We start from the raw sequence: 21,276 nt of genomic DNA, 5'->3' as shown, positions 1-21,276 counted from the left end.
CGCCACCGCCCCGCCCTCGGATCCGCTACTCGAAATCGGGATCCGCTACCCGGATTCGGATAGCGGATCCCGATTTCGAGTAGCGGATCTGGTGCCGCGGGGGGATTTCACCCGCGGTCTGGTCACCAACCTCGCCAACCCCAAGGCCCTGGTGTTCTTCGGCGCGGTGCTCACCCCGTTCCTGCGCGAGGAGGTCTCGCCGGCGTGGTCGGTGGCCCTGGTCGCGGGGATGATCGCGGTCGCGCTCGCCTGGTTCGGCGGGCTCGCGCTGGTGGCCTCGCACCGGGTGGTCAACGAGCGGGTCGGACGGCTGTTGCCGTGGGTCGACGTCGTGGCCAGCACACTGTTCGTGGTGGTGGGGGTGGCGTTCGTGGTCACCGCGCTCGCGTAGGACGCGCGCGGGCTAGGTTCTGCTCCATGGATTCTCAGGTCGACCGTCGCAGCTGGGTGCGCGTGGCCCTCGCGGTGTTCGCGGTGGGCTGGGGCGCCAACCAGTTCGCCCCGTTGCTGCATCTGTACCGCGCCGAGCTGGGGCTGTCGCAGTCCAGTGTCACCGCGATCTTCAGCGTCTACATCGTCGGCCTCCTGCCCACCCTGCTGGTGGCCGGCCGGTGGTCCGACCGCAACGGCCGCCGTGTGCTCATGCGGCCCGTCCTGGTCCTGTCGCTGCTGGCGACGCTGTTCATGCTGCTGGGGCCGCAGGATTCACTGTGGCTGTACCTGGGACGGTTCCTCGCCGGGCTGGCGTCCGGGGCGGCGTTCGGGGCCGGCAGCGCCTGGGTCCGCGAGCTCTCCGCCGGCGGGCCGCCCGGCACCGGTGCGCGGCGCGCGGCCATCGCGCTGACCGGCGGGTTCGGGCTCAGCGGCCTGGCGGCGGGCATGGTCGGGGAGTTCGCCCCCGCCCCACTGTTCTCGGCGTACCTTCCGCATCTGATCCTCGGCACGATCGCGCTGGTCGCGGCGTGGGGCGCCGCGGACCCGTACGAGCCGCACGGCGGGCCGGAGGTCGCCCCGCTCATCCCCGCCACGGCCGGCACCCGTCGGTTCCTCCTCGGGGTCGCGCCGTGGGCCCCGCTGGTGTTCGGCTGCGCCAGCATGTCGTTCGCGGTGCTCGCCGACCTGCTGGGCGGGGACGCCTTCGGCCGGCCCACCCTGTACGCCGGCGTCATGGTGGGGGTCACGCTGGGCGCCGGGGTGCTGGTCCAACCCGCCGTCCGCAGGATCGCGGCCGCGTCACCGCCGTCCCGGCCGCCGGTCATGGGACTCGCCGCCGCCTCGCTCGGGATGGCCGCCGGAGCGCTGCTGGCCGCCTCGCCCGCACTCCCCGGCCGCGCCCTGTGGCTGCTGCCCGTCGCGGTCCTGCTCGGCGTGGGATACGCCACGCTTCTGGTGGCGGGGCTGGTCGAGGTCGAGCTGCAGTCCGGACCGCGGGACCACGCCGGGCTCGTGGCCGTGTTCTACGTCCTGGCCTACCTCGGGATGGCCACGCCGTACGTGCTCGCCGAGCTCTCGCGCGCCGGCGGTCCGGTCCCGTGGATCGCCGGGCTGGCGGTGGTGTGCGCGCTGCTCATCCCGCTCACCCAGCGACAGCTACGCTAGCCGGCACGTCGAGGATCACCCCGAGTTGCGCAGGGCCGTGGCCAGGCCGTTCATGGTCAGCTGGATGCCGGTTCGCACCGCCGGGTCGGAGTCCCCGGCGCGGTAGCGGCGCAGCAACTCGACCTGCAGCACGTTGAGCGGTTCGAGGTAGGGGAAGCGGTTGCGCACCGAGCGGGCCAGCGCCGGGTTGTCGTCCAACAGCGTCTCCTGCCCCGTGATCTCCAGCAGCATCTCGCGGGTCAGCTCGAACTCGTCGGTGAGCACCCCGTGGATCCGCCGACCCACCTCGGCGTCCGGGACGAGTTCGGCGTAGCGGCCGGCCAGCCCCATGTCCGCCTTGGCCATCACCTGCGCCATGTTGGACAGGGTCGTGCGCAGGAACGGCCAGTCGTCGTTCAGCCGCCGGAGCGTGGCCAGTCTCTCCCCGGCCGCCGCCTCGCCCTCGGCGTCGACCCACTGCCGCAGTGCGGTGCCCACGCCGAACCAGCCGGGCAGCATCACCCGCGACTGCGACCACGACAGCACCCACGGGATCGCCCGCAGATCCTCGACGCTCGACGTCTGCTTGCGGGAGGACGGCCTGGACCCGATGTTGAGTTCCCCGATCTCGGCGACCGGGGTGGAGGTGGTGAAGTACTCGATGAACCCCGGGTCGTCGTGCACCAGGGACGCGTACGCCGCCCGCCCGAGCCGCGCGAGCTCGGCCATCACCCCGTACGCCTCCCCGGCCCGGTCGCCCAGACCCTCGACGTCGAGCAGCGAGGCCTCGAGCGTCGCCGCCACGAGCGCCTCGAGGTTGCGGCGCGCCCGCCGCGGCTCGGAGTACTTGGCCGAGATGACCTCGCCCTGCTCGGTGATCCGCAGCGCGCCCCGCACCGCGCCCGGTGGCTGCGCGAGGATCGCCTCGTAGGAGTTGCCGCCGCCCCGTCCGACGGCCCCGCCGCGCCCGTGGAAGTAGCGCAGGTGCACGCCCGCCCGCGTCGCGGCCTCGGCGAGATCGCGTTCGGCCTGGTAGAGCGCCCAGTTGGCGGCCAGGTACCCGCCGTCCTTGTTGGAGTCCGAGTAGCCGAGCATCACCTCCAGCACGTCGCCCTGCGCCCGGATGAGCGCCCGGAACTGCGGGATCGCGAGCGCCGTGTCGAGGATGTCCGGCCCCGCCGCCAGGTCGTCGATCGTCTCCAGCAGCGGGATGAGCCGAACGCTCGAGCGCGGCTCGGCGGGGTCGCCCGAGAACAATCCGACCTCGCGCAGCAGCACCGCCGGCTCGAGCAGGTCGGAGACCGTCCCGCACATGGACACGATGTAGTGCGGCACCACCTCCGGGCCGAGCAGGTCCACGGCCGCGGCGGCCGCCCGCATCACCCCGAGTTCCTTGGCCGCCAGCTCCGACAGCTCCGCGCGCGGCCCGAGCAGCGGCCGGTCGTGCGAGAGTTCGCGCAGCAGCAGCTCCACACGGGCGTCCTCGTCCAGCGCCGAGTAGTCCTCGCTCACCCCGGCCAGGGCGAACAGCTCGGTGAGCACCTCCTCGTGCGACTCCGAGTTCTGCCGCATGTCGAGTGCCTGCAGGTGGAACCCGAACGTCCGTACCGCCCACCGCAGGTCCCGCAGACGCGGCGACCGAGCCAGCTCGCCACCGCAGGCCCCGAGCGCGGCGTCGATGACATCCAGATCGGTCAGCATCTCCGCCGGGGAGGTGTAGGCCTCGTCGTCGTCGTGACCGATCGCGTCCGGCGACGATCCGGGTGACGACGACGAGGACCTCACCCGCGCGGCGAGCCGACGGCGGACCACCCGCACGGCGCGGCGGAACGGCACGTCCTCGCGCGCGGCGGCGAGCTCCCCGTCCGTCTCCACCAGCGAGTCCGCGAGGTCGCTGAGCCCGGGGGGCACGTCCACGACCCGCCGCGAGAGGGGCAGCTCCCGCTCGAGCAGCCGCAGTTCCTCCGTGTAGTGGCGGTGCAGTAGCGCGGCGGCCTGCTCGGTGGCGAAGCGCACCACGTCGCCGGTGACGTACGGGTTGCCGTCGCGGTCCCCGCCGATCCACGAGCCGGGGCGGACGACGGGGCGGTCGCCGGAGCCGAGACGGTCGGCGATCTCCGCGTTGAGCGGCGGGATCACGTCGATGAGCGTGGCCTCGTGGTACTGCAGGCCGCCCAGGACCTCGTCTTCGATCCGGGGGCGCTGGCTGCGGATGATCGCCGTCTGCCACAGCGTGAGCACCTGCCGGCGGATGTCCTGCTCCACCTGCTCGAGCTCGGCATCGGTGACGCGGTCCCGGTGCCCCGCCTCGTCCGACCCCGTGCGCAGGGCGTCGCGGCGGCGCATGAGGTCCAGCACCCGTCGGGTGATCTCGAAGACCGAGCGCCGGCGGGTCTCGGTGGGGTGCGCCGTGAGTACGGGCGCCACCCGGGCCGTCGCGCGCACCGCCTCCAGCCTCGCGGGCTCGGGTTCGTTCTCGGCCAGTCGCGCCCAGGTCGCCTCGAGATCCCCGTCCGGCGGCGGCTCGCCCGCAGCGGTGTGGATGCGGCGACGGCGCTCCTGGTGGAGGTCCTCGGCGACGTTGGCCAGCAGCGCGAACAGGGAGAACGCCCGGATGACGGGGATCATCTCGGTGGCGGGCACATCGGTGAACAGGGCCGCCACCTCGTCGCGGTCGGCCTCCGAGCGGCGGACGGCGAACGCGGTGCGCCGGGCGGTCTCCACCAGGTCGAAGATCTTCCCGCCCGCCTGGTCGCGCACCGTGTCGCCGAGGACGGCGCCGAGGAAACGCACGTCGTCGCGCAGGGGCCGCACGGCGTCGTCGAGCCGCTCGGAATCGTCCGGCTCGGTCACGCCCGAGGCGGTGGCGGGCACGTCGGATCTGATGGGATCGGCCATGGCTGCCACAGTAGGCGCGCCGTGTGACATCCGCGTGACCGAAGACCCGGGACATCCCCGATGCGCGGATCCCTTCCGGCGAGGACACTGGAGGCATGACCCAGCAGCCCGGCTACCACCAGTACGGCGACCACCAGTTCGGACAGGGCGGGTACGGCGACCCCCGGTACGGGAACCAGCCCCCGGCCGTCGGCCCGGACGACCGCACCCCCGCGGCACTGGCGCACGCGTCCAGCCTCATCGCGATGGCGCTCTCGGCCGGGTGGCTGTCGTTCGTCGGCCCGCTCGTGATGTGGCTGATCTACAAGGACCGCAGCCCGTTCGTCCGCCAGGCCGCCGCCGGGTCGTTCAACTTCAATCTCGGCCTGTGGATCATGAGCATCGTGGGCTGGATCTTCATCCTCACGGTGATCGGCCTGCCCATCGGCCTCATCCTGCTCGCGGTGTCCTTCCTCGCGCAGATCATCGGCCACGTCATCGGCACCGTTCGTGCGACCCAGGGGCGGACGATCAACTACCCGTTCCAGCTGCGCGTCCTGCGCTGAGCGCGCTCCTCGTCACACCCCCACGGGCCGGCGCCCGTGGAGCTCGTACTCGGTGAGCAGGGCCTCGCGGTCGGCGTCGGTGAGCGGCCGGTAGACGTCGTCGTCGCCCGCCGCGCCGCCACGCAGGTAGACCTCGCCGGGCTCGATCCAGGACTCGCGTCGCAGGCTGGGCTTGGAGATCTTCCGCGTGGCGGTGACCGGCATCTCGGTCATGACGCGCACGAACCGCGGCGCCCACTTGGTGCCCATGTCGGGCTGGGTGCGGCAGAACTCGGAGAACGCGTCGGCGTCGAACTCCACGCCGGGTTCGAGCTGGATGGCGGCCATGACCTGGTCGCCGGTGCGCGGGTCCGGGACCGGGTAGACGGCCACGACGAGCACGCCGGGGAACCGGTCGAGGATGCGCTCGACGGGCCCGGCGGAGAAGTTCTCGCTGTCCACGCGGATCCTGTCACCGGAGCGGCCGGCGAAGTAGAAGTACCCGTCCGCGTCGCGGTAGCCCAGGTCACCGGTGTGGAAGACCTCGCCGACGTTGCGTTCGGCGGTGGCCTCGGGGTTGCGGTAGTAGCCCTCGAACAGCTTTGCGCCGGTGACGTTGCAGATCTCGCCGATCGCCTCGCCGGCGTTGACCAGGCCGCCGTTGGCATCGAACTCGGCCCGGGGGCATTCGTTCTCATCCGCGTCGAGGATCGCGACGTCCATGTAGGCGCCGGCCACGCCGAGCGCGCCGGGCGGGGTGTCCTCGGTGTGGCTGATCACCACGCCGCCCTCGCTGCTGCCGTACGACTCGAGCGGGGTCACGCCGAAGCGACGCTCGAACTCGGTCCGGTCGTGGACGGAGGCCTCGGTGCCGAAGACGACCCGCAGGCGCGTCTGCTTCTCCTCGGGCACCTCGGGCTGGGCGAGGATGTACGACAGTGACCGGCCGACGTAGTTGAAGTAGCTGGCGTTGTACCGCAGCACGTCGGGCAGGAACCCCGAGGCGGAGAACTTGCGGCGCATCGCGAAGGTGCAGCCGACGTACGCGGACGGGGCGAACGCGGCGAAGAGGGCGTTGCCGTGGAACAGGGGCATCGCGCTGTAGGCCACGTCGTCGCGGACGAGGCCCCGGTAGTTGATGGTGCCCATCATGGCCATGCGGCCGGTCGAGCACATGACGGCCTTGGGGGCGCCGGTCGAGCCGGAGGTGAACAGCAGGGCCAGCAGGGTGTGGGGGTCGCGGGCGCTCTCCGGGTGCAGTCGGGGCTCGGCGCCGGCGTGATCGGCGAGCAGGCCGCGCCACTGCTCGGAGTCGATGTCGAACTGCGCGGCGACGCCGGTGTCGAGGTCCTCGAGCAGGGCGGTGCCGTCGGCGTCGGTGACGATCACGTCGCAGTCCACGCCCCGGATGTCGGAGGCGAGTTCGGCGCCGCGCCGGGTGGGGTTGATGCCGACGATGGTGACGCCCGCGAGCGCCGCCCCGCACAGGGTGAACAGGTACTCGGGCACGTTCTCCAGCAGGATGCCCACGTGGAGGTGCTTGTAGGGGTCGGGTCGGTCCGCGTACGAGTCGGAGTGCTCCTCCGCCCAGCCGCGCAGGATCTCCGCGCGGACGGCGGCCTCGGCCACGAACTCGCGCCAGGTCCACGCGGAGTCCTCGAACAGCAGTCCCGGGTGGTCGTCCGTGGAACGCTCCAGAAGGATGTCGCCGAACGTCTCGTGCTGCATGGCGTGGCCGGGATTGAAATCTGTTCTGCTCATGAGGTGTGAGATTAAGCCACCGCACGGCCTCGCACCAGAGAAACGCCCGGCAACTTTGACAGGTGTCAGCATCGGGGCCCTGGGACCACCCGTCGGTCGTGTTCGCAGCGCATCGGGTAGGAACGAGGTGACGGCGCGCCACATGGGCGCGCGGGGATCGAACAGGGGCGTGGGATGGTCGGCGAACACGGCGGGAACGTCGACGTGGACGAGGGTGTCGTCCGGGGATCCGACGACGACGAGGTCGGCCTCGACCGGGACGGGTTCGTCGTCAGCGATGTCCGACTCACCAGCGTCCACAATTTCCGGGACGTGGCCGGCCCGGGCTACGCACTCCGTCCGTCCGGGTCGATGGCCCGCGGTCTCGTCTACCGGTCCACGACCCTCGCGGTGGGCGACGACGACCTCGCGGTGCTCGAGAAACTCGGCGTCTCGACCGTCGTCGACCTGCGCACCGGCGCCGAGATCGACAAGCAGCCCGACGTCGTCCCCGCCGGGGCCGAGTACCTGCCGATCGACGTGTTGGGCGGGCACACCTCGGCGGCGACCCTCAGTGCGTCCGGCCTGGCCGGGGCCGAGGAGGCGCGGCGCGAGATGGCCGCGACCTACGAGCGGTTCGTGGTGGGTGATCACGAGCGGCGGGCGTTCGGTCGGGCCGTCCACGCCCTGGCCGTGTCGTCGGGCCCGGCGATCGTGCACTGCACGGCGGGCAAGGACCGCACCGGGTGGGTCTCGGCGCTGGTGCAGTTGGTCGCCGGTGTCCGGGAGGAGGATGTGATCGCGGACTACCTGCTCACGCGGGAGATGTCCGCGGACTTCGTCTCCTCCATCCGTACCTACGTGCAGGCGGAGATGCCCGACAAGCTCGAGGCGATAGAGGTGCTCATCGGCGTCGAGGAGTCCAACCTCCGCCGCTCCCTGGATGTGTTGGCCCGTGAGTTCGGTGACGCGCGGCGATACCTCGTGGAGGGCGCCGGGGTGGAGGAGGCGGCTGTCGACGAGTTGTCCGCGCGGTTCAGGCGGGGCTGACCAGGACGGCGATGGTTCAGGCGGGGCTGACCAGGACAGGGATGGCTCAGTCGGCGATGGTTCAGGCGGCGATGACCAGCGCGCCGACGACGCCGCCGAACCCGATCGCCTGGAGCGTGACCGCGATCGTCCGCCCGAGTTCGGTGCGGGCCGCCGCGTGGACCCGGGGGCCGGCCAGCGTGACCGCGAAGACCATGACGATGGCCGCGACCGCGGTGAGCGAGCCGGCCAGTCTGGACGCCACCCCGTAGACCGCAGCGATGCCGATCAGTCCGCCCGCCACCGCGGCGATGATCGTCGTCAGCGGCGCCGGGAGGACGGTGGCGTGGGTGACGTCGGGCATGGTGTCGACGTCCGAGTGCGCCGTGCCGGTGTCGTCCGGCTGACGTTCCTCGAGCATCAGGGTTTTGCGCATGCCTCGGACCCTACGCACTGATCCCGTCGTGGATTTCGGTCAATCCTGAGGGTTCGATTGTCCCGCCATCGGCACTGGTCAGAGCGCCGCCCGCGTGCGGAGAGATGGGTCACATGCGGCCTGCCGCAGGCGCTTCCGGAGGTCTCCGCATAGTGCTGGTCCTGGAACCGCCACGGGAGCGCGGGCGGGCGTAGGATTCCCGCGGATCTGAGGGGGCGAATGTGTGGTTCGTCGACGAGAAGGGGGGTTGTCGTGGGCGCTGCGCGTACCGTCGGAGGATGGTTCGAACCCGGTGACGACATCGGGAGGTCCTGGGACGAGGCGGAGGCGATCCTCCGGGCCTGCGAGGACCTCGACGGGGTGATGGCGGCCATCCGCGACGCGGAGTCGCCGGTCGAGGCGCGCCGGGCGCTCAAGCTGGGCTTCGGTTTCACCGGCCGTCAGGCCGCGCTGCTCCTCACCCTGCCGGTCATGGCGTTCACCCGCTCGGAGCGCTCGCGGATGGACGAGGGCCGACGCGCCCGGATGGACCTGTTGGCCGACGTCACCGGCTTCCTGCCCGCCATCCCCGACGAGCCGTCCCCGCCCCCACCGGCCCCGCTGCGGACCGTGCCTCCGGTCGCCGAGGAGGACTGGGTCGCCGGTGGCGAGTGGAGCGAGGAGTTCGACGGCGCTCTCGCGCGCATCAGTTCCGCGATGGGGGAGTCCCGGACCGCCCCCGATTCCGAGCCTCACCCGGACCCGCCGACGTCGGGTACCGGCGGCCGGTCGGCTGGTGGTCGCCGGTCGATGGCGGGGCAGGACGACGCCTCGGTGGTGCTCGACGAGCAGATCGGCGAACTGGCCGACGCCCTCGCGGAGCTCCTCCGGGTGGCCTCGGTCGTCGCCTGCGACGGCGCGCGCCCGGCCGACGATCCCCGGCAGTCCGAGAGTCCGTCGGGCGCTCTACTGGACAGGTGCGGCGTCGACGACACCACCGGTGTCCGCACCATGTTGTGGCACCTGCGCAGGACGGGCCTCGATTCGGTGGAGGGGTTGTTCCCGTTCGCGGAGCCGCTCACCGCGGCCCAGGGGTTCGAGGTGCAGGCGGCGAGGTTCGAGCAGGCGATGGGGGCCGGCACCCTCGGGTCTGAGCCGGGTGGTGACGCGACGTGGGCGGGTCGGTTGTGGCCGTTCGCCGAGCGCAGCGGGTTCGGCTACGCGGTGTCGTACCGCGCCGGTCGCGACGCCGGCTCGGTGTGGGCGTACGGCGGGGGCCAGCCCCTTCACCGGATGTGGGATTCGGTCGTGGATCTGCTGGTCGAGCTCTACCAGGCCTTCACGGTGGGCGCCCCGTGCGACTCGGCACTCGCCGCGGTCGCGGACGGCCGCGTGGTGTGGAGCAACCTGGGCTGACCTTGTCTGGGCTCCGCCCCCGCGGGGCCCCGCCCCGCAGGGCCGTGTCGTCAGCCCAGGTCGCGGGCCACCACCGTCGGGCGGGCCCCGCGGCAGAAGACCAGCTCGATCCTCCCCACCGTCTTTCCGGTGGTGCCACCGAGCAGCTCGGCGTAGGCGCACAACTGGAGCAGGTACTCGTCAACGGTGTCCACCGTGACGGCGACGTCGGTCTTGTAGTCGACGATCGTCAACGAGCCGTCGGCTTCCTCCATCACGAGATCGACGACCCCGTCCACCGCGACCGTCGTCCCATCCGCGGTGCTCAGCGGCCCCGCCACGGGTAGCTCGGCCCAGTGGGTGCGAGTCGCCGCCCGCCGGACGGGCTCGGAGGTCAGTGCGGTTCGCGCGACGGAAACCATCTCCGCGACGGCCTCCGGGTTCCGGCTCCCGCGCAGGGCGCCCCCCAACCCGAGGGCGACTAGTTGGTCCGCCGCCCATCGCTCCCAGTCCGCGATCGAGGAGTCGCGGTCGGCGGTCGGCCCGAGCAGGCGGCTCAGGTCCGTGTACTCGGCCAGGTAGTGCACGGCGGTACCGACGTCCGGCCCGGAGGCGAGCGGGGTGCCCCGCGGTGCGGGCGGCAACTCGTCCGGTCGCGTCGGGGCCGGGCTGAACCGGTCGCGCAACGCGGCAGCCAGCCGTTCGGGAAGTGGGCGCGGTTCTCGGGCCTCGTCGTCGCGTGCGTCGTCGCCGGTGCCGTCGGAGGCACTCTCGGCTTCCGGGTGCACGATCCGGGTCGCCGACCAGCCCGCGCGCTCGGCGGACCTGGCAGAGATCCGCCGGCTGCGTTCCACCCATTCCGCTTCGTCGGGCACGTCCACGGCGGGCGCGGCGGCAACCTCGAGCAGGTTCTCGCCGTACTCGACCAGATCGGGCGCATCGGCGTCTTCGATGACGGAGCCGAGGAGTGTCCCCCACAGGCCGGCCTTGGGTTTTCCGTCGGTGTTGAGGGCGTAGCCATGGCCGGAGACCGCGAGGCGGCTCTGCGCGCGGGTCGTGGCTACGTAGAGAAGCCGGATCCGTTCGGCGCGGGCGTGCTGTTTCTCCAGATCGGCGGCTGGTGTGTACCCGGGATCGCGGACGGCAGCGGAGAACGACACGGCCGGCCGGGGAGTCTCGTCGTCGGTCCACAGGAGCCGGCCCTGACCGTTCGGCCAGCCCCGACTCATCCCGGCCACGATGACCATCGGGTACTCCAGGCCTTTTGAGGCGTGGATGGTGTTGATGCGTACGGCGTCCACCCCGATCTCGGGGATGGCGGCTTCGGGGACGCGGGCGTCCTCCGCGGTCAGCGTCAATGCCCAGTCGGCGTAATCCCGCAGGTCGGCACGCGCGGGGTCGGTGGCGGACTCCTCCCATTGCCATGCGTGCTCGATCACGAACCGGATCCGCCGCCACAGGTCGCGCCGGCGCGGAGATTCGGCGACGGACTCGAAGACCATGCGGTTGTGAACGAGCCTCTCCAACAGCTCGCCGGGGCGCCGGGTGTCGCGGGACAGGGCCGAGAGGTAGCCCATCGCCTCGGCGACGGGCGACGCCTCGAAATCCGTGGGTGCCGGTGCGCCGGGAGCCCAGGTGCCACCGGCGGCGCGCCAACGCAGGAGGTCGTCGTCACCGCAGCCGAACAGCGGTGACCTCAGCGCGCCCACGAGGGAGGCCTCGTCGGCGGTGTTGGCCACGGCGCGAACGGCCAGGAGAAGGTCGCGGATCTCAGGTGTCCCGTAGACGATCGACGAGGCCTCGGTGCGGTAGTCGATCCCGGCGTGGTCGAGGCAGGTCTCGAGCATGGGCAGGGACCCGCGTGACGGCAGGAGGATCGCGATGTCGGCCAGTCGCAGCGGGGTCTGCCCACCTTCTTTGGACTCGTGGGTCCAGCTCTCCCGGATGGCGGTGGCGATCACCCTCGCCACATCGGAGGCCTCGGTCCAGTGGCGTTCGGTGGCTTCCTTCGAGTCGGGTGGGCAGTGCTCGGGAACGTCCTCCGTGCGGAAGATGAACGGTCGCGGCCCGTGGGCGGGGTCGTGCTCGGGCCGGCTCGGTGCGGGTTCGAGATCCCGGTACTCGGGTTGGATGCCGTCGGAGGCGGTGAGTACCTCTGAGAACACCTCGTTGACCCAGTTGAGGACCGGACGTGAACAACGGAAGTTCGTGCTGAGTCGCTCGATCTCGACCCCGCCCACGTTGTCGGCGCCACCCCGGGCGCGGAGATAGGTGGCGATGTCGGCACGCCGGAACCGGTAGATGGACTGCTTGGGGTCGCCGACGGTGAAGAGCCGGCCGGGTTCGGGTCCGGAGCCGTCGGTTGCGGTGGTCAGCAGTTCGGCGATGTCCAGCTGTATGGGGTCGGTGTCCTGGAACTCGTCGATGAGGATCCGTTGGTAGCGTGCCCGGACCCGCTCGCGGACCGTCGGGTTCTGCAGTAGTTCGCGCGCGAGGACGAGCTGATCGTGGAACTGCAGGGTGCCGTGGCGGCGGCGGTCGGCGGCGTGTCGTCGGACCACGGGGATGAGGGCGTCGAGCACCACCGCGATGCGTGGACGCCAGTGCTCGACGAGGATCGCCTCGCATACGGAGGAGAGCTGCTTGATCTCCTCTTTGATCTCCTTGACCACGTCGGTCCCGCCCCAGCTCGCGCCCTTGCCGCCGCGACCTGCCTTGACCGGATCTCCCAGGAGTTCCATCCAGGAGGGTGACGCGGTCGGGTCCGTGGCGGCGTCCTGCAGGTTCGCCAGCCAGGTCTCGTGGTCGTCGAGGACGGCGTAGAGCTTGTCCGTCTCGTCCTGGCAGGAGTCCCGCCACCCGACGATCGATCCGACGGCAGCGACCACCTCGGCCAGATCCGGCGACACGGGCAGGTCCGCGACGTCCGGGTACAGGGGATCGGTGGGCAGGCGGTCCCAGTCACGGTGCAGTGCCTCGACCACCTCGCGGAACGCGTGGGCATTCACGCCGGCGTCGAGCATGTCGTCGACTGCCTGCGCCAGATTGCCTGATCGAGTGGCGGTCGGGCCGCTGCCGAACAGGAGGGTGGCGGACTCCTGCCACAGGGCTTCGACGGCGGTGGCCTCTGCGGTGTCCTGTTGGACGGTGACCCTCGGCGGGATCCCCGCCTCGAGGGGATTCTCCGAGAGCAGCCGCAGGGCGAAGGAATGCAGCGTGCCGATCGCGGCGGTGTCGAGGCCCGCCAGTGCGGCATCAGCCCGGTGGTCGCCCTTGGCGCGCAGGTCGACCAGTGTCACGCGGAGCCGGTCGCGTAGCTCGGCGGCCGCCTTCTCGGTGAAGGTGATCGCTGCGATTCGGTCGACGGGCACGGCGTCGTCCAACAGGAGCGTGCTGAGCCGGCTGACCAGGGCATGGGTCTTTCCGGTCCCGGCGCCGGCCTCCACGAAGAGCGTGGCGGAGGTGTCTGTTTCCACGCGGAGACGGGCGGCCCGGTCGGGGAGGTGGCTCATGTGGTCGTCTCCGATTCGTTCTCGGTCGGGTCGGCGGCGACGAGGCCGGCGAATGCGGGATGGGACGCGATCGGTACCTGCTGGGACAGCTGCTCCCAGGCGCGGTCGAGCTCCGTGCCCCCGATGAGCTTGGCCAGGTCACGGGACGACCCTCGCCCGCCCTTGAGCGGGAACCAGCCCCGCTGGAGGGCGTCCACCAGATTGCCCACGTCCTCACGGACCTTGGCCATGACGTCGACGGTGATGTCGAGGGAGATCTGCTCGAACTCCCCGCGCTCGGTGCAGTACCAGTACCGCACCTCGCGAACCGGGAGGTCGTGGGATGCCTCGGCGGCCGCGGCGTAGAGCGGCAACTGGAATCGCGTGCCGGAGATGGTGGGATCATCCTCGGTCGGCCGGTCTTCTGACTCCGGTGGCTTCCCGGTCTTGTAGTCGGTGACCCGCTGGGCGTCTCCGCGCTCATCGAGCCGGTCGATGGACCCGGCGAGGAGGACCGATGTCGCGCCGCGGGAGGTGGTCACCTCGAACGGGATCTGGACCACCGAGCCGTCGGGGGCCTGTCGGCCGAACCCGAGCTCGGTAGCGGCTGGGGCCCACCCCGCCTCGAAGTCCACCTCATCCTCCGAGAACCACCGGTCCAGCTCGGCTCCGAGCAGGATCTCCCTTCGGCGCCACAACGAGGCCACGAGGCCCGGCGAGGTCGCGATGGCGGCCTCGCATTCGCTGCGAAGCGCTCTCATGAGCAGGTCGCGGTCCGGGCCGGACCCGGTCTCCACCCGATCGGAGATGTAGCGCTGGAGGATCGAATGGACCAGGTCGCCGTAGTCGCGCAGGTCCATTTCGATATCTGCAGCCGGGTCGTCGAGCGTTCGGACCCGCAACACCGTGGAGAGGAAGAACAGGTAGGGACTCTGTGCCCAATCCTCCAGCCTCGTGGGCGAGAGCGGATGGTCGAGGAAGGTGAGCAGGTCGGCAGCCGAAGAGACGTCGCCGGTGAACCGCGTGAACCGGCCACGCCGACGGTCCTGACGCATCTCGTGGGCGCGGACCAGCAGATCAGGGGCATCCGCCCGAGCCAGCCACCCGTGGGCGGAGAGGTCCCGGATCCGCAGTTCGGCGAGGGTGGCCGGGTCCGAACCGAGGGCGGTCGGCGGGGTGAGCACGCCGTCGACGAACGAGGGCACTGCGGTGACGGCCGGGCATCCGTCGACGTCCTGCTGCCACTTGGTGGCGCGAACGGACTTCCGGGCGAGTCGGGACAGGGTGGGCAGCAGCCAGCGGGACGGGATCCGGTCGCCGCCGCCTCGCATCGACCCACGGGGGAACGAACACATGCGGTGCTCGGAGCCGGCGGTCAGCGCCAGCTGGAGAACCCGGTACCGCTCGTCGAGTCGTTCGGAGGAGGGGGGCTCGACCGCGCCCTCGGGGACGAGCGGGTCGGGCTTGTGCAGGACCGGGAGCAATCCCTCCGCCATTCCCACGACGCAGACGGTGTCCAGATCGCGACCCACGGCGTCGTCGATCGGCCCCAGGGCGACCCCGGCGCCCTCCTCGCCGACACGGTCACCGATCGCGTCCAGTCGCGTGGCGACCGCACCCACGACGCGATCCCGGGTGATCGCCGGCGCGATCGTATCCAGATCGCCTAGGGAACCGAGCACCGCGAGCACGGCGGCCCGGTCGGGGGCCTGACGGAACAGTGAGGCGACGAGACCTGTCACAGCCCGTGTGGCCTCCGTCCAGGTACGCGCGGCGTCGACGGCAGCGAGTCCGGAACGGATGTTTCGGATCAGGCGCAGCAGCGCGGCAGCGGCGGCCCGTTCGGACTCGGCGAGGGCCTCAGGCTCGGCCTGCAGATACTCGGCCAGTCGCTCCCAGTCGCCGGCACCGATGACGGGGAAGCGCGTCCGGGTGAGGATCTCGAGCCGCCGGGACGAGACGGCGGCGCCGTCGTCGTCGAACGGGGCGATCGCACCTTCGGCGATGATCGAGAGGAGATCGGCGCGGGGCATCCGGTCGGCATCCAGGCCCAGCAGCCGCACGATCGTACGGCCGGCGGGGGAGCGGCCGAGTGCCGCGTCGGAGGGGCCGTAGACGGTGATCCCGGCTTCCGCGAAGGCTCGGTGGAGAAGCCGCAAGTAGGGGTCCGGTGAGGGGTAGTAGACACCGATTTGGTAGCCGGGGACCCCGTCTGCGAGACGCGAGCGGACGAATCGGACCACTGCGCGCACCTCGTCATCGGAATCCGACGCGTGGAGCACGTGGGTGCCGGTGACCGCCTTCCCGGTGCCGGGCTCGGCGGCGGAGGCGAGATGGTCCGATCCGGTGCCGGGAAGAGGGGAGATACCGCGCTGATCCAGCGCGGCCCGCAGCCTGCGCTCGGCCTGAGTCCCGCGCAACGGTGCGGCGAGCACGATCCGGCCCAGCTCGTCCAGACGCTTCAGCGCGATGCCCACGGCCTCGAACTGCGTGTAGTACGCGGCACCTGTCATCGCGTGGACCTCGTCGGCCAGCCGGAGGACCTCCGAGTGCAAGCGGGTCTGCGCGCCGACCGACCCCGGCTCGACGGTCCCGAGCCGCAGGCAGGCCTGGGCCACAGCCTGCCCCGTGACGGGCTCGGCGGCGACCGACTCGAGGTACCCCGGGTCGGCGTCCAACGCCTTCTCGACGGCGGCGGCTAGGAGCGGGAACGGGAGTGCGGCCCTCGGTGCCAGTGCGGGAGCCGAGAGCTCGCTGATCACCTGGGAGGCGGTCCGCACCGCCACGTTGACCGAGCCACCACTGAGCGCCAACGCCCGGACGAGGTCCCGGACCGCACCGAACGAGGGCACGAGGACGGTGATGCGGCCGAGGGGGTCGGTACCGCGGAGGCGGTGCACCTCGGCGGCGAGGGCGGTGGGATGAGCCTGGGATCCGGTCACACCGCCATGGTGCCCCACGGGTCCGACAACCCCGGGGTGGACGGTCTCTCATCACCGCTGACGGCGTCGGACCCTGCTGCTACCGTCCGGTCAGACCGGCCCACCCGGGGCAGCGGAAAGCGAGGGGGCACCGCCGATGTCGTACGGCTGGGACAATGGGGCGGCAGGATCGCGGACACCGCAGGGATGGCAGGGGTCCGGGTATCAGTCCGAACCACAGCGCGGGGGCTCCGGCGTGGCCATCGCCCTCATCGCGCTCCTGGCGATCCTGGCGCTGGCGCTGATCGGCGCGATCGCTTATCTCTTCCTGCGCCCGGGCGGCGTCTCCGGCGACGGGTCGGGTCAGGTGGTCGCTGTCTCCTCGTCGTCGTCCCCCACGGCTCCCTCACAGCCCCCGGTCACGGAGACCGCCTACACAACCGCGCCGGAGCGCGAGACCGTCACGGTCACCCGCGAGGCGCCCGCGACCCGCTCGTCGCCGACCGTCGGGTATCCCGCCGGCGCGGATTCCTCCGGCTGGGTCGACAACCGTCAGGCACGGTGCAATGCCGGTGATCCGGCGGCGATGATCGGCCGCACCACCCAGGCCTCGTTCTCCATCTGCGTCAATCCGGACAACGGCCGGTACTACTACCGCGGCTACGCCGACGGGGCCGGGGTGGAGATCGACGATCCCGCGGTCTCCGGTGGCTCGGCGATGGTCGCCAACAACGACGTCCTCTACTCGATCGACTCGTCGGGAATGTGGATCTACCAGGGTGGGGAGCTGATCTCGAGCCAGCCGATGGTGTCCTTCTGGGCGGAGTGACGGGGTGGTCGAGGGCGCGGTCGGGGGTTCCGCTAGTGTTTTGCCTCGTGCCACGAGCACGGCCCTGTGGCGCAGTTGGTTAGCGCGCCGCCCTGTCACGGCGGAGGTCGCGGGTTCGAGTCCCGTCAGGGTCGCCGGAGAGAGCCGGTGCATTCGGTCCACGCCGAACGCACCGGCTTTCGTCTGTCCGGCTACCGCGGCCCCAGCCTCGCCGCGATCGCGTCCCGCGTCGAGGAGAACGTGAACAGGAAGTGTTCGAGCGCTACCTGGGCGTGGTGGGGGAGCAGCGGGGCGACCGGCACGGTGGTCCGCTGCAGGACGTGCCGGCCGTCGAGGATCCACGACGTGCGTTCGTTGTCGAGATTGAGTCGAGCCAGCTCGAGCGCCGCGTCGGACCTGGAGCGCACTCCCCGCACGACCCACGCCCAGATGCGCGCGTACGGCTCGTCCTCGTCGAACGAGACGTGCATCCGGTGGCCGACGTGGTCGAAGACGATGGCTCCGCGGTCGTCGACCACGCAGGCCCGTCCCGTGACTCTCTCGACGATCGCCTCGAACCGTTCCCGGGCGTCCTCGTGGTCGGCCACCTCCACCGCCATGTCGATGGGGTTCGGGTGGTCGGCGGGGTCGTTGCCGATGGGGATCGAGTCGGTGCGGAGGAGACGCAGCGGTCCGGTGTGCCGCCCGACCGTGCCCTGGCAGCGCAGGGTCAGCAGCTGGGGGTGCGGTACCCCGAGCCGGTCGCGGCAGGCATCGGCGACCGCCCGGGCGATGGTGCCGGGCGCGGTGGGGGAGGTGTGGGCGATCATCTCCTCCACGAGGGGGTGACCGGCGAGGCGCACGGTCACCCAGGTGCGCTCGCCGCCGGGCGCGAGGTGGACGACGCACCGCCCCCGCGTTCCGGACGCGTCGGACGGCGCGGTGAACTCCATCGCGCCGACCGCCCCCGACCTGCGCAGATGGCCGGCCAGGGTGGTCTCGAAACCGTCCCAGGGGTCCTCCGCCGGACGCAGCGGCGCGCTGCCCGGGCCGGAGAGCTGGTCGCGCACGGCGTCATCCCACCGGGGCGAGGGCGGCCACGTCGTCGACCGCCCGGCGGAGTTCGCGCGAGGCGGTGCAGTCACCGAGCCGTTCGGCGACGGCGTCGGCGATCGCGCGGTAGAACCACAGTTTCTCCTCCGGCCCGGCGTTGAACAGGCCCCACATGTCACCGCCCAGCCGCTCGTGCGCGGTGACCATCGAGCGCAGGTTGTGGATCTTGTCGGCGGCCGAGATGAGCAGGCACTCGTGGGAGTCCTCGGCCAGTCGCGCGAGGTAGCCCTCCTTGCGCACCCGCCACGGCGGGGTCTGGACACCGGCGGTCTTGTCCTCCGACACGCCGCGGACGAGTTCCGTGACCCGCTCGCCGAACTCGGCGGTCATGTCGTCGGCCGAGTACACCGTTGGCGGCACGTCCTCCAGGACGTCGTGCAGCAGCGCCGCGACCGCCACGTCCTCGTCGGAGGTGAAGTCCGAGACGATCAGCGCCACCGCGACCGGGTGGGCGATGTAGGGCGTCGGGTCGTCCTTGCGGGTCTGGCCGGCGTGGCAACGGGCGGCGACCGCGAGCGCGCGGTCGAGGGTGGGGGTCCAGGTGAGCGACATGGTGCACTCCTCGAGGGGAGAGGTCCCGACGCCGGGCGACGCCGCCGGGTCGTGGGTGGAACCGGCGGTGACCGGTGTCCCTTCCACACTCCCGAGTACACACCACGGGTACGACACGGGGGAACCGATCGGCGTGGGGCGCGCGTCGTACATGGTGAGGACGCCACGGGGGCGTCCCGGTAGTAGACCGGAACGACGACGAGGAGGGCTCGTGCCCGACGGGACGATCAGGGCGGATGCCGGGAAGATCGCGAGCGCGGTCTCGGTGTTCCGCGACTGCGGGGAGGCGGCCGCGGAGGTGACATTTTCCGAGGTCACGGCACGTCTGGGCGGCGGTCTTCCGGGCGGGTCGGCGATCGAGCAGGCGGTGGACCGGGCGTGCGGTGCTGCCGCGGTGTGCGCCTTGAGAATCGCGGGTCGGCTCGGGGGCCTGGCCGACTTCGCTGCCCAGGCGCACCGGTTCCTCGAGGCCGAGGATGAGGACTTCGCGGCTCTCCTCGCAGCGGTGGCCCGGCGGTGAGCTGGACAGTCGCGGACATTCGTCGTTGGGACGTGTCCGCGTTGGCGGGGGCCGGCGGCGAGGTCGGCCGGCAGCACTCGGTGGCGCAGGGCATCCGGAGGGACCTGGTCGACGGTGCGGTGGAGCTGGATGATGGCTGGGACGGGGCGGCCGCTGACGCCGTCCTCGACACCGTGGAACGTGAGAAGTCGCACGTCAGCACGCTGGCTGACGGACTCGAGGATCTGGCTGATGCTCTCCGGAGCTCGCACGCTGCTCTGGGGCCGGCAGTTCAGACGGTTCGAGATCGGATCGCCGATGCCGGGGCAGCCGGACTCGAGGTGAGCGAATCGTCGGTGCGTCCGTTGTCGGGTCGCGACGACATCGATCAATCGACGGTCGATGAGCATGCGGAGGCGATCAGCTCCGCGGTCGACACCGTTCGCTCCCTCGATGAGCACTACGGGCGCGAGATCGACCAGATCGCCGCTCGGCTGCACGCCGCGATCCCACCCGAGGTCGATCGGTCGCCGATCCCGGGCCCGGACGACCCGTGGCCGGGTCGCGGTGTGGACGCGATGACGGGGGCCGCGTCACGGGGTTACCCGGACGTCGCCGATGAACTCGATCCACTGACGCGGGGGAGACACACGCTCAACCCGGCCCCGGATGACTTCGGCAGAGCCGCGGCGACAGGACTGCGGGGGCTCGGTAGGGTCGCCGGTCCGGTCGGTGGCGGGCTTACGGTGTACGACGGCGTGAAGGCCCACGCCCAGGGGAAGACGTCGACCGGCGAGGCCGTCGCGGAGACCCTCGGGGCTCTGGGTGGCGGCGCGCTCGGAGGCGCCGCAGCCGGCGCCGTCGCAGGAACGATGTTCGGTCCCCTCGGCACGTTCATCGGCGCCGGCATCGGTGCGGCCGTCGGGACGTACCTGGGACAGCAGGCGGGCGATATGGCTCACGACCGGTACCGGGCCCACACGGCAGAGAGGTGACACGACCATGAGGTATGGGCAGAGATGGGACGACCCGTCGGAACGCGACCCGCACCCCTACGAACACCCCGCCCTGGAACCGGAACCCGGATTCTGGGACGGCAAGTGGGAAGAGTTCAAGCGGCGGTTCATCCAGATGGCCTGGGAGGATCACTACAGCCGGACCGTCCTCATCCTCTCGACGGTGGGATTCGTGGCGACATTCATCTGGATGTGGTTCACCGGTGAAACCTGACGCCCACCCCTAGAACGTCTTGGCGTCGATCACGAACCGGTACCGGACGTCCGAGCTCACGACGCGGTCGTACGCCTCGTTGATCTTGTCCGCCGAGATGAGCTCGATGTCGGCCGTGATCCCGTGCTCGGCGCAGAAGTCGAGCATCTCCTGGGTCTCGGGGATTCCCCCGATCATGGACCCGGTCAGGATCCTGCGCCCGGCGGCGACGGACCCGGCCCGCACCGACATCGGCTCGGTCGGGATGCCGATGTTGACCAGCGCTCCGCGCGGCTTGAGCGTGGCGAGGAACCGGTCCATCGGCAGGCTCGCGGAGACGGTGTTGAGAATGATGTCGAAGGTGCCGCGGAGCTCGCGGAGTGTGGCCTTGCCCTCGTCGCCTGCGGTCGCGTAGTGCTCCACGGCGCCGTACTTCAGCGAGTCGTCCCGCTTGGAGGTGGTCTGCGACAGGACCGTCACCTCGGCGCCCATCGCCACGGCGAGCTTCACCCCGACGTGTCCGAGTCCGCCCATGCCGATCACCGCGACCTTGGTGCCCGGGCCGACGTTCCACTGCTTCAGCGGCGAGAACATCGTGATCCCCGCGCACAGCAGCGGCGCCGCCGCGGCCGGGTCGAGCCCGTCCGGTACGGACACCACCATGGGCTCCTCGACCACGATGTGGGTCGAGTAGCCGCCGTTCGTCACCGGGCCCTCGGGGTTGCCCTCGGGCAGCGGGGAGCCGTAGGTCGCGACCGACCCGCGCTCACACTCCTGTTCCTGGCCGGCCTGGCAGGAGGCGCACTCGTGGCAGGCGCCGACCAGGCACCCGACGCCCACGCGATCGCCGACCGCGTGCCGCGTGACCTCCGAACCGACCTCGCGGACGATGCCGATGATCTCGTGCCCGGGTGCCACGGGATAGGTGGTCTGCCCCCACTCGCCGCGCACGTGGTGGATGTCGGAGTGGCAGATGCCGGCGAACTCGATCTCGATGAGCACGTCGTCCGGGCCGGTGTCCCGACGTCGGATCGTGGTCTTCTCCAGGGGTGCGTCCGGTGCGGTGGCGGCGACGGCGGCGACGTCCATGTGTGGTCTCCCGTT

Annotated in this window: 17 protein-coding genes and 1 tRNA gene; 10 read left to right on the top strand and 8 right to left on the bottom strand. The window is 71.3% G+C overall.

The genetic code is table 11. From position 1 onward, the window contains the following. Both J1M64_RS13865 and J1M64_RS13860 read left to right on the top strand, forming a co-directional pair. A partial coding sequence (locus J1M64_RS13865) for a LysE family transporter (protein ID WP_206474483.1) occupies positions 1-391 on the top strand: 391 nt, incomplete at its 5' end. Between the two features lie 26 nt (positions 392-417). Beyond that, positions 418-1,599, top strand: a complete 1,182-nt coding sequence (locus J1M64_RS13860; RefSeq protein WP_067715443.1) for an MFS transporter — start codon at positions 418-420, stop codon at positions 1,597-1,599. A gap of 15 nt (positions 1,600-1,614) precedes the next feature. On the opposite strand, the gene ppc is transcribed toward J1M64_RS13860, so the two are convergent. Then, positions 1,615-4,476, bottom strand: coding sequence for a phosphoenolpyruvate carboxylase (ppc, locus tag J1M64_RS13855; RefSeq protein WP_241261521.1), 2,862 nt, complete (start codon positions 4,474-4,476; stop codon positions 1,615-1,617). A 95-nt stretch (positions 4,477-4,571) separates the two neighbouring features. On the opposite strand from ppc, the gene J1M64_RS13850 reads away from it, so the two are divergent. Continuing rightward, positions 4,572-5,021: a DUF4870 domain-containing protein gene (locus tag J1M64_RS13850; RefSeq protein ID WP_096906314.1), complete on the top strand. Its 450-nt coding sequence runs from the start codon at positions 4,572-4,574 to the stop codon at positions 5,019-5,021. A 12-nt stretch (positions 5,022-5,033) separates the two neighbouring features. Here the strand turns inward: J1M64_RS13850 and J1M64_RS13845 are convergent, their stop codons facing one another. Then, the gene (locus tag J1M64_RS13845; protein ID WP_241261520.1) at positions 5,034-6,761 is read right to left on the bottom strand and encodes an AMP-binding protein; all 1,728 of its coding nucleotides are present in this window, start codon (positions 6,759-6,761) and stop codon (positions 5,034-5,036) included. Positions 6,762-6,935: 174 nt separating this feature from the next. Between J1M64_RS13845 and J1M64_RS13840 the strand changes: the two genes are divergently transcribed. Further along, a complete protein-coding gene (locus tag J1M64_RS13840; protein WP_206474482.1) occupies positions 6,936-7,790 on the top strand; it encodes a tyrosine-protein phosphatase in 855 nt (284 codons plus the stop codon). Positions 7,791-7,851: 61 nt separating this feature from the next. Here J1M64_RS13840 and J1M64_RS13835 read toward each other — a convergent pair whose 3' ends face one another. Beyond that, a complete protein-coding gene (locus tag J1M64_RS13835) occupies positions 7,852-8,205 on the bottom strand; it encodes a hypothetical protein (protein ID WP_206474481.1) in 354 nt (117 codons plus the stop codon). Between the two features lie 252 nt (positions 8,206-8,457). On the opposite strand from J1M64_RS13835, the gene J1M64_RS13830 reads away from it, so the two are divergent. After that, positions 8,458-9,600, top strand: a complete 1,143-nt coding sequence (locus tag J1M64_RS13830) for a DNA gyrase subunit A (protein WP_206474480.1) — start codon at positions 8,458-8,460, stop codon at positions 9,598-9,600. Between the two features lie 50 nt (positions 9,601-9,650). On the opposite strand, the gene J1M64_RS13825 is transcribed toward J1M64_RS13830, so the two are convergent. Next, the gene (locus J1M64_RS13825; RefSeq protein WP_206474479.1) at positions 9,651-13,091 is read right to left on the bottom strand and encodes an exodeoxyribonuclease V subunit beta; all 3,441 of its coding nucleotides are present in this window, start codon (positions 13,089-13,091) and stop codon (positions 9,651-9,653) included. Continuing rightward, positions 13,088-16,012, bottom strand: a complete 2,925-nt coding sequence (locus J1M64_RS20430) for a PD-(D/E)XK nuclease family protein (protein WP_307872448.1) — start codon at positions 16,010-16,012, stop codon at positions 13,088-13,090. Before J1M64_RS20430 ends, J1M64_RS13825 begins: the two co-directional genes overlap by 4 nt. A 235-nt stretch (positions 16,013-16,247) precedes the next feature. Between J1M64_RS20430 and J1M64_RS13815 the strand changes: the two genes are divergently transcribed. Both J1M64_RS13815 and J1M64_RS13810 read left to right on the top strand, forming a co-directional pair. Continuing rightward, positions 16,248-16,820, top strand: coding sequence for a hypothetical protein (locus tag J1M64_RS13815; protein ID WP_240341205.1), 573 nt, complete (start codon positions 16,248-16,250; stop codon positions 16,818-16,820). 60 nt (positions 16,821-16,880) lie between these two features. Continuing rightward, positions 16,881-16,954 (top strand) — tRNA-Asp (locus J1M64_RS13810). Positions 16,955-17,011: 57 nt separating this feature from the next. Here the strand turns inward: J1M64_RS13810 and J1M64_RS13805 are convergent. Further along, positions 17,012-17,869 (bottom strand): hypothetical protein, encoded by an 858-nt coding sequence (locus J1M64_RS13805; protein ID WP_206474477.1) that lies wholly within the window; start codon positions 17,867-17,869, stop codon positions 17,012-17,014. Between the two features lie 4 nt (positions 17,870-17,873). After that, positions 17,874-18,551, bottom strand: coding sequence for an HD domain-containing protein (locus tag J1M64_RS13800; protein WP_307872447.1), 678 nt, complete (start codon positions 18,549-18,551; stop codon positions 17,874-17,876). A gap of 124 nt (positions 18,552-18,675) precedes the next feature. Between J1M64_RS13800 and J1M64_RS13795 the strand changes: the two genes are divergently transcribed. The 3 genes from J1M64_RS13795 to J1M64_RS13785 are packed head-to-tail and all read left to right on the top strand — an operon-like array spanning position 18,676 to position 20,193. Further along, the gene (locus tag J1M64_RS13795) at positions 18,676-18,984 is read left to right on the top strand and encodes a hypothetical protein (protein WP_206474476.1); all 309 of its coding nucleotides are present in this window, start codon (positions 18,676-18,678) and stop codon (positions 18,982-18,984) included. Beyond that, positions 18,981-19,958, top strand: coding sequence for a WXG100 family type VII secretion target (locus tag J1M64_RS13790; protein ID WP_256821402.1), 978 nt, complete (start codon positions 18,981-18,983; stop codon positions 19,956-19,958). The genes J1M64_RS13795 and J1M64_RS13790 overlap by 4 nt, the downstream gene beginning before the upstream one ends. Before the next feature lie 7 nt (positions 19,959-19,965). Continuing rightward, positions 19,966-20,193: a hypothetical protein gene (locus J1M64_RS13785; protein ID WP_007626596.1), complete on the top strand. Its 228-nt coding sequence runs from the start codon at positions 19,966-19,968 to the stop codon at positions 20,191-20,193. A gap of 9 nt (positions 20,194-20,202) precedes the next feature. Here the strand turns inward: J1M64_RS13785 and J1M64_RS13780 are convergent, their stop codons facing one another. Continuing rightward, a complete protein-coding gene (locus tag J1M64_RS13780) occupies positions 20,203-21,261 on the bottom strand; it encodes an NAD(P)-dependent alcohol dehydrogenase (protein WP_206474475.1) in 1,059 nt (352 codons plus the stop codon). Positions 21,262-21,276: the final 15 nt, after the last annotated feature.

The organism is Dietzia sp. KRD202, from assembly GCF_017168155.1.
Lineage (GTDB): Bacteria > Actinomycetota > Actinomycetes > Mycobacteriales > Mycobacteriaceae > Dietzia > Dietzia kunjamensis.
The sequence above is the reverse complement of the archived record's forward strand: the minus strand, read 5'-3'. Positions and strand labels throughout refer to the sequence as shown.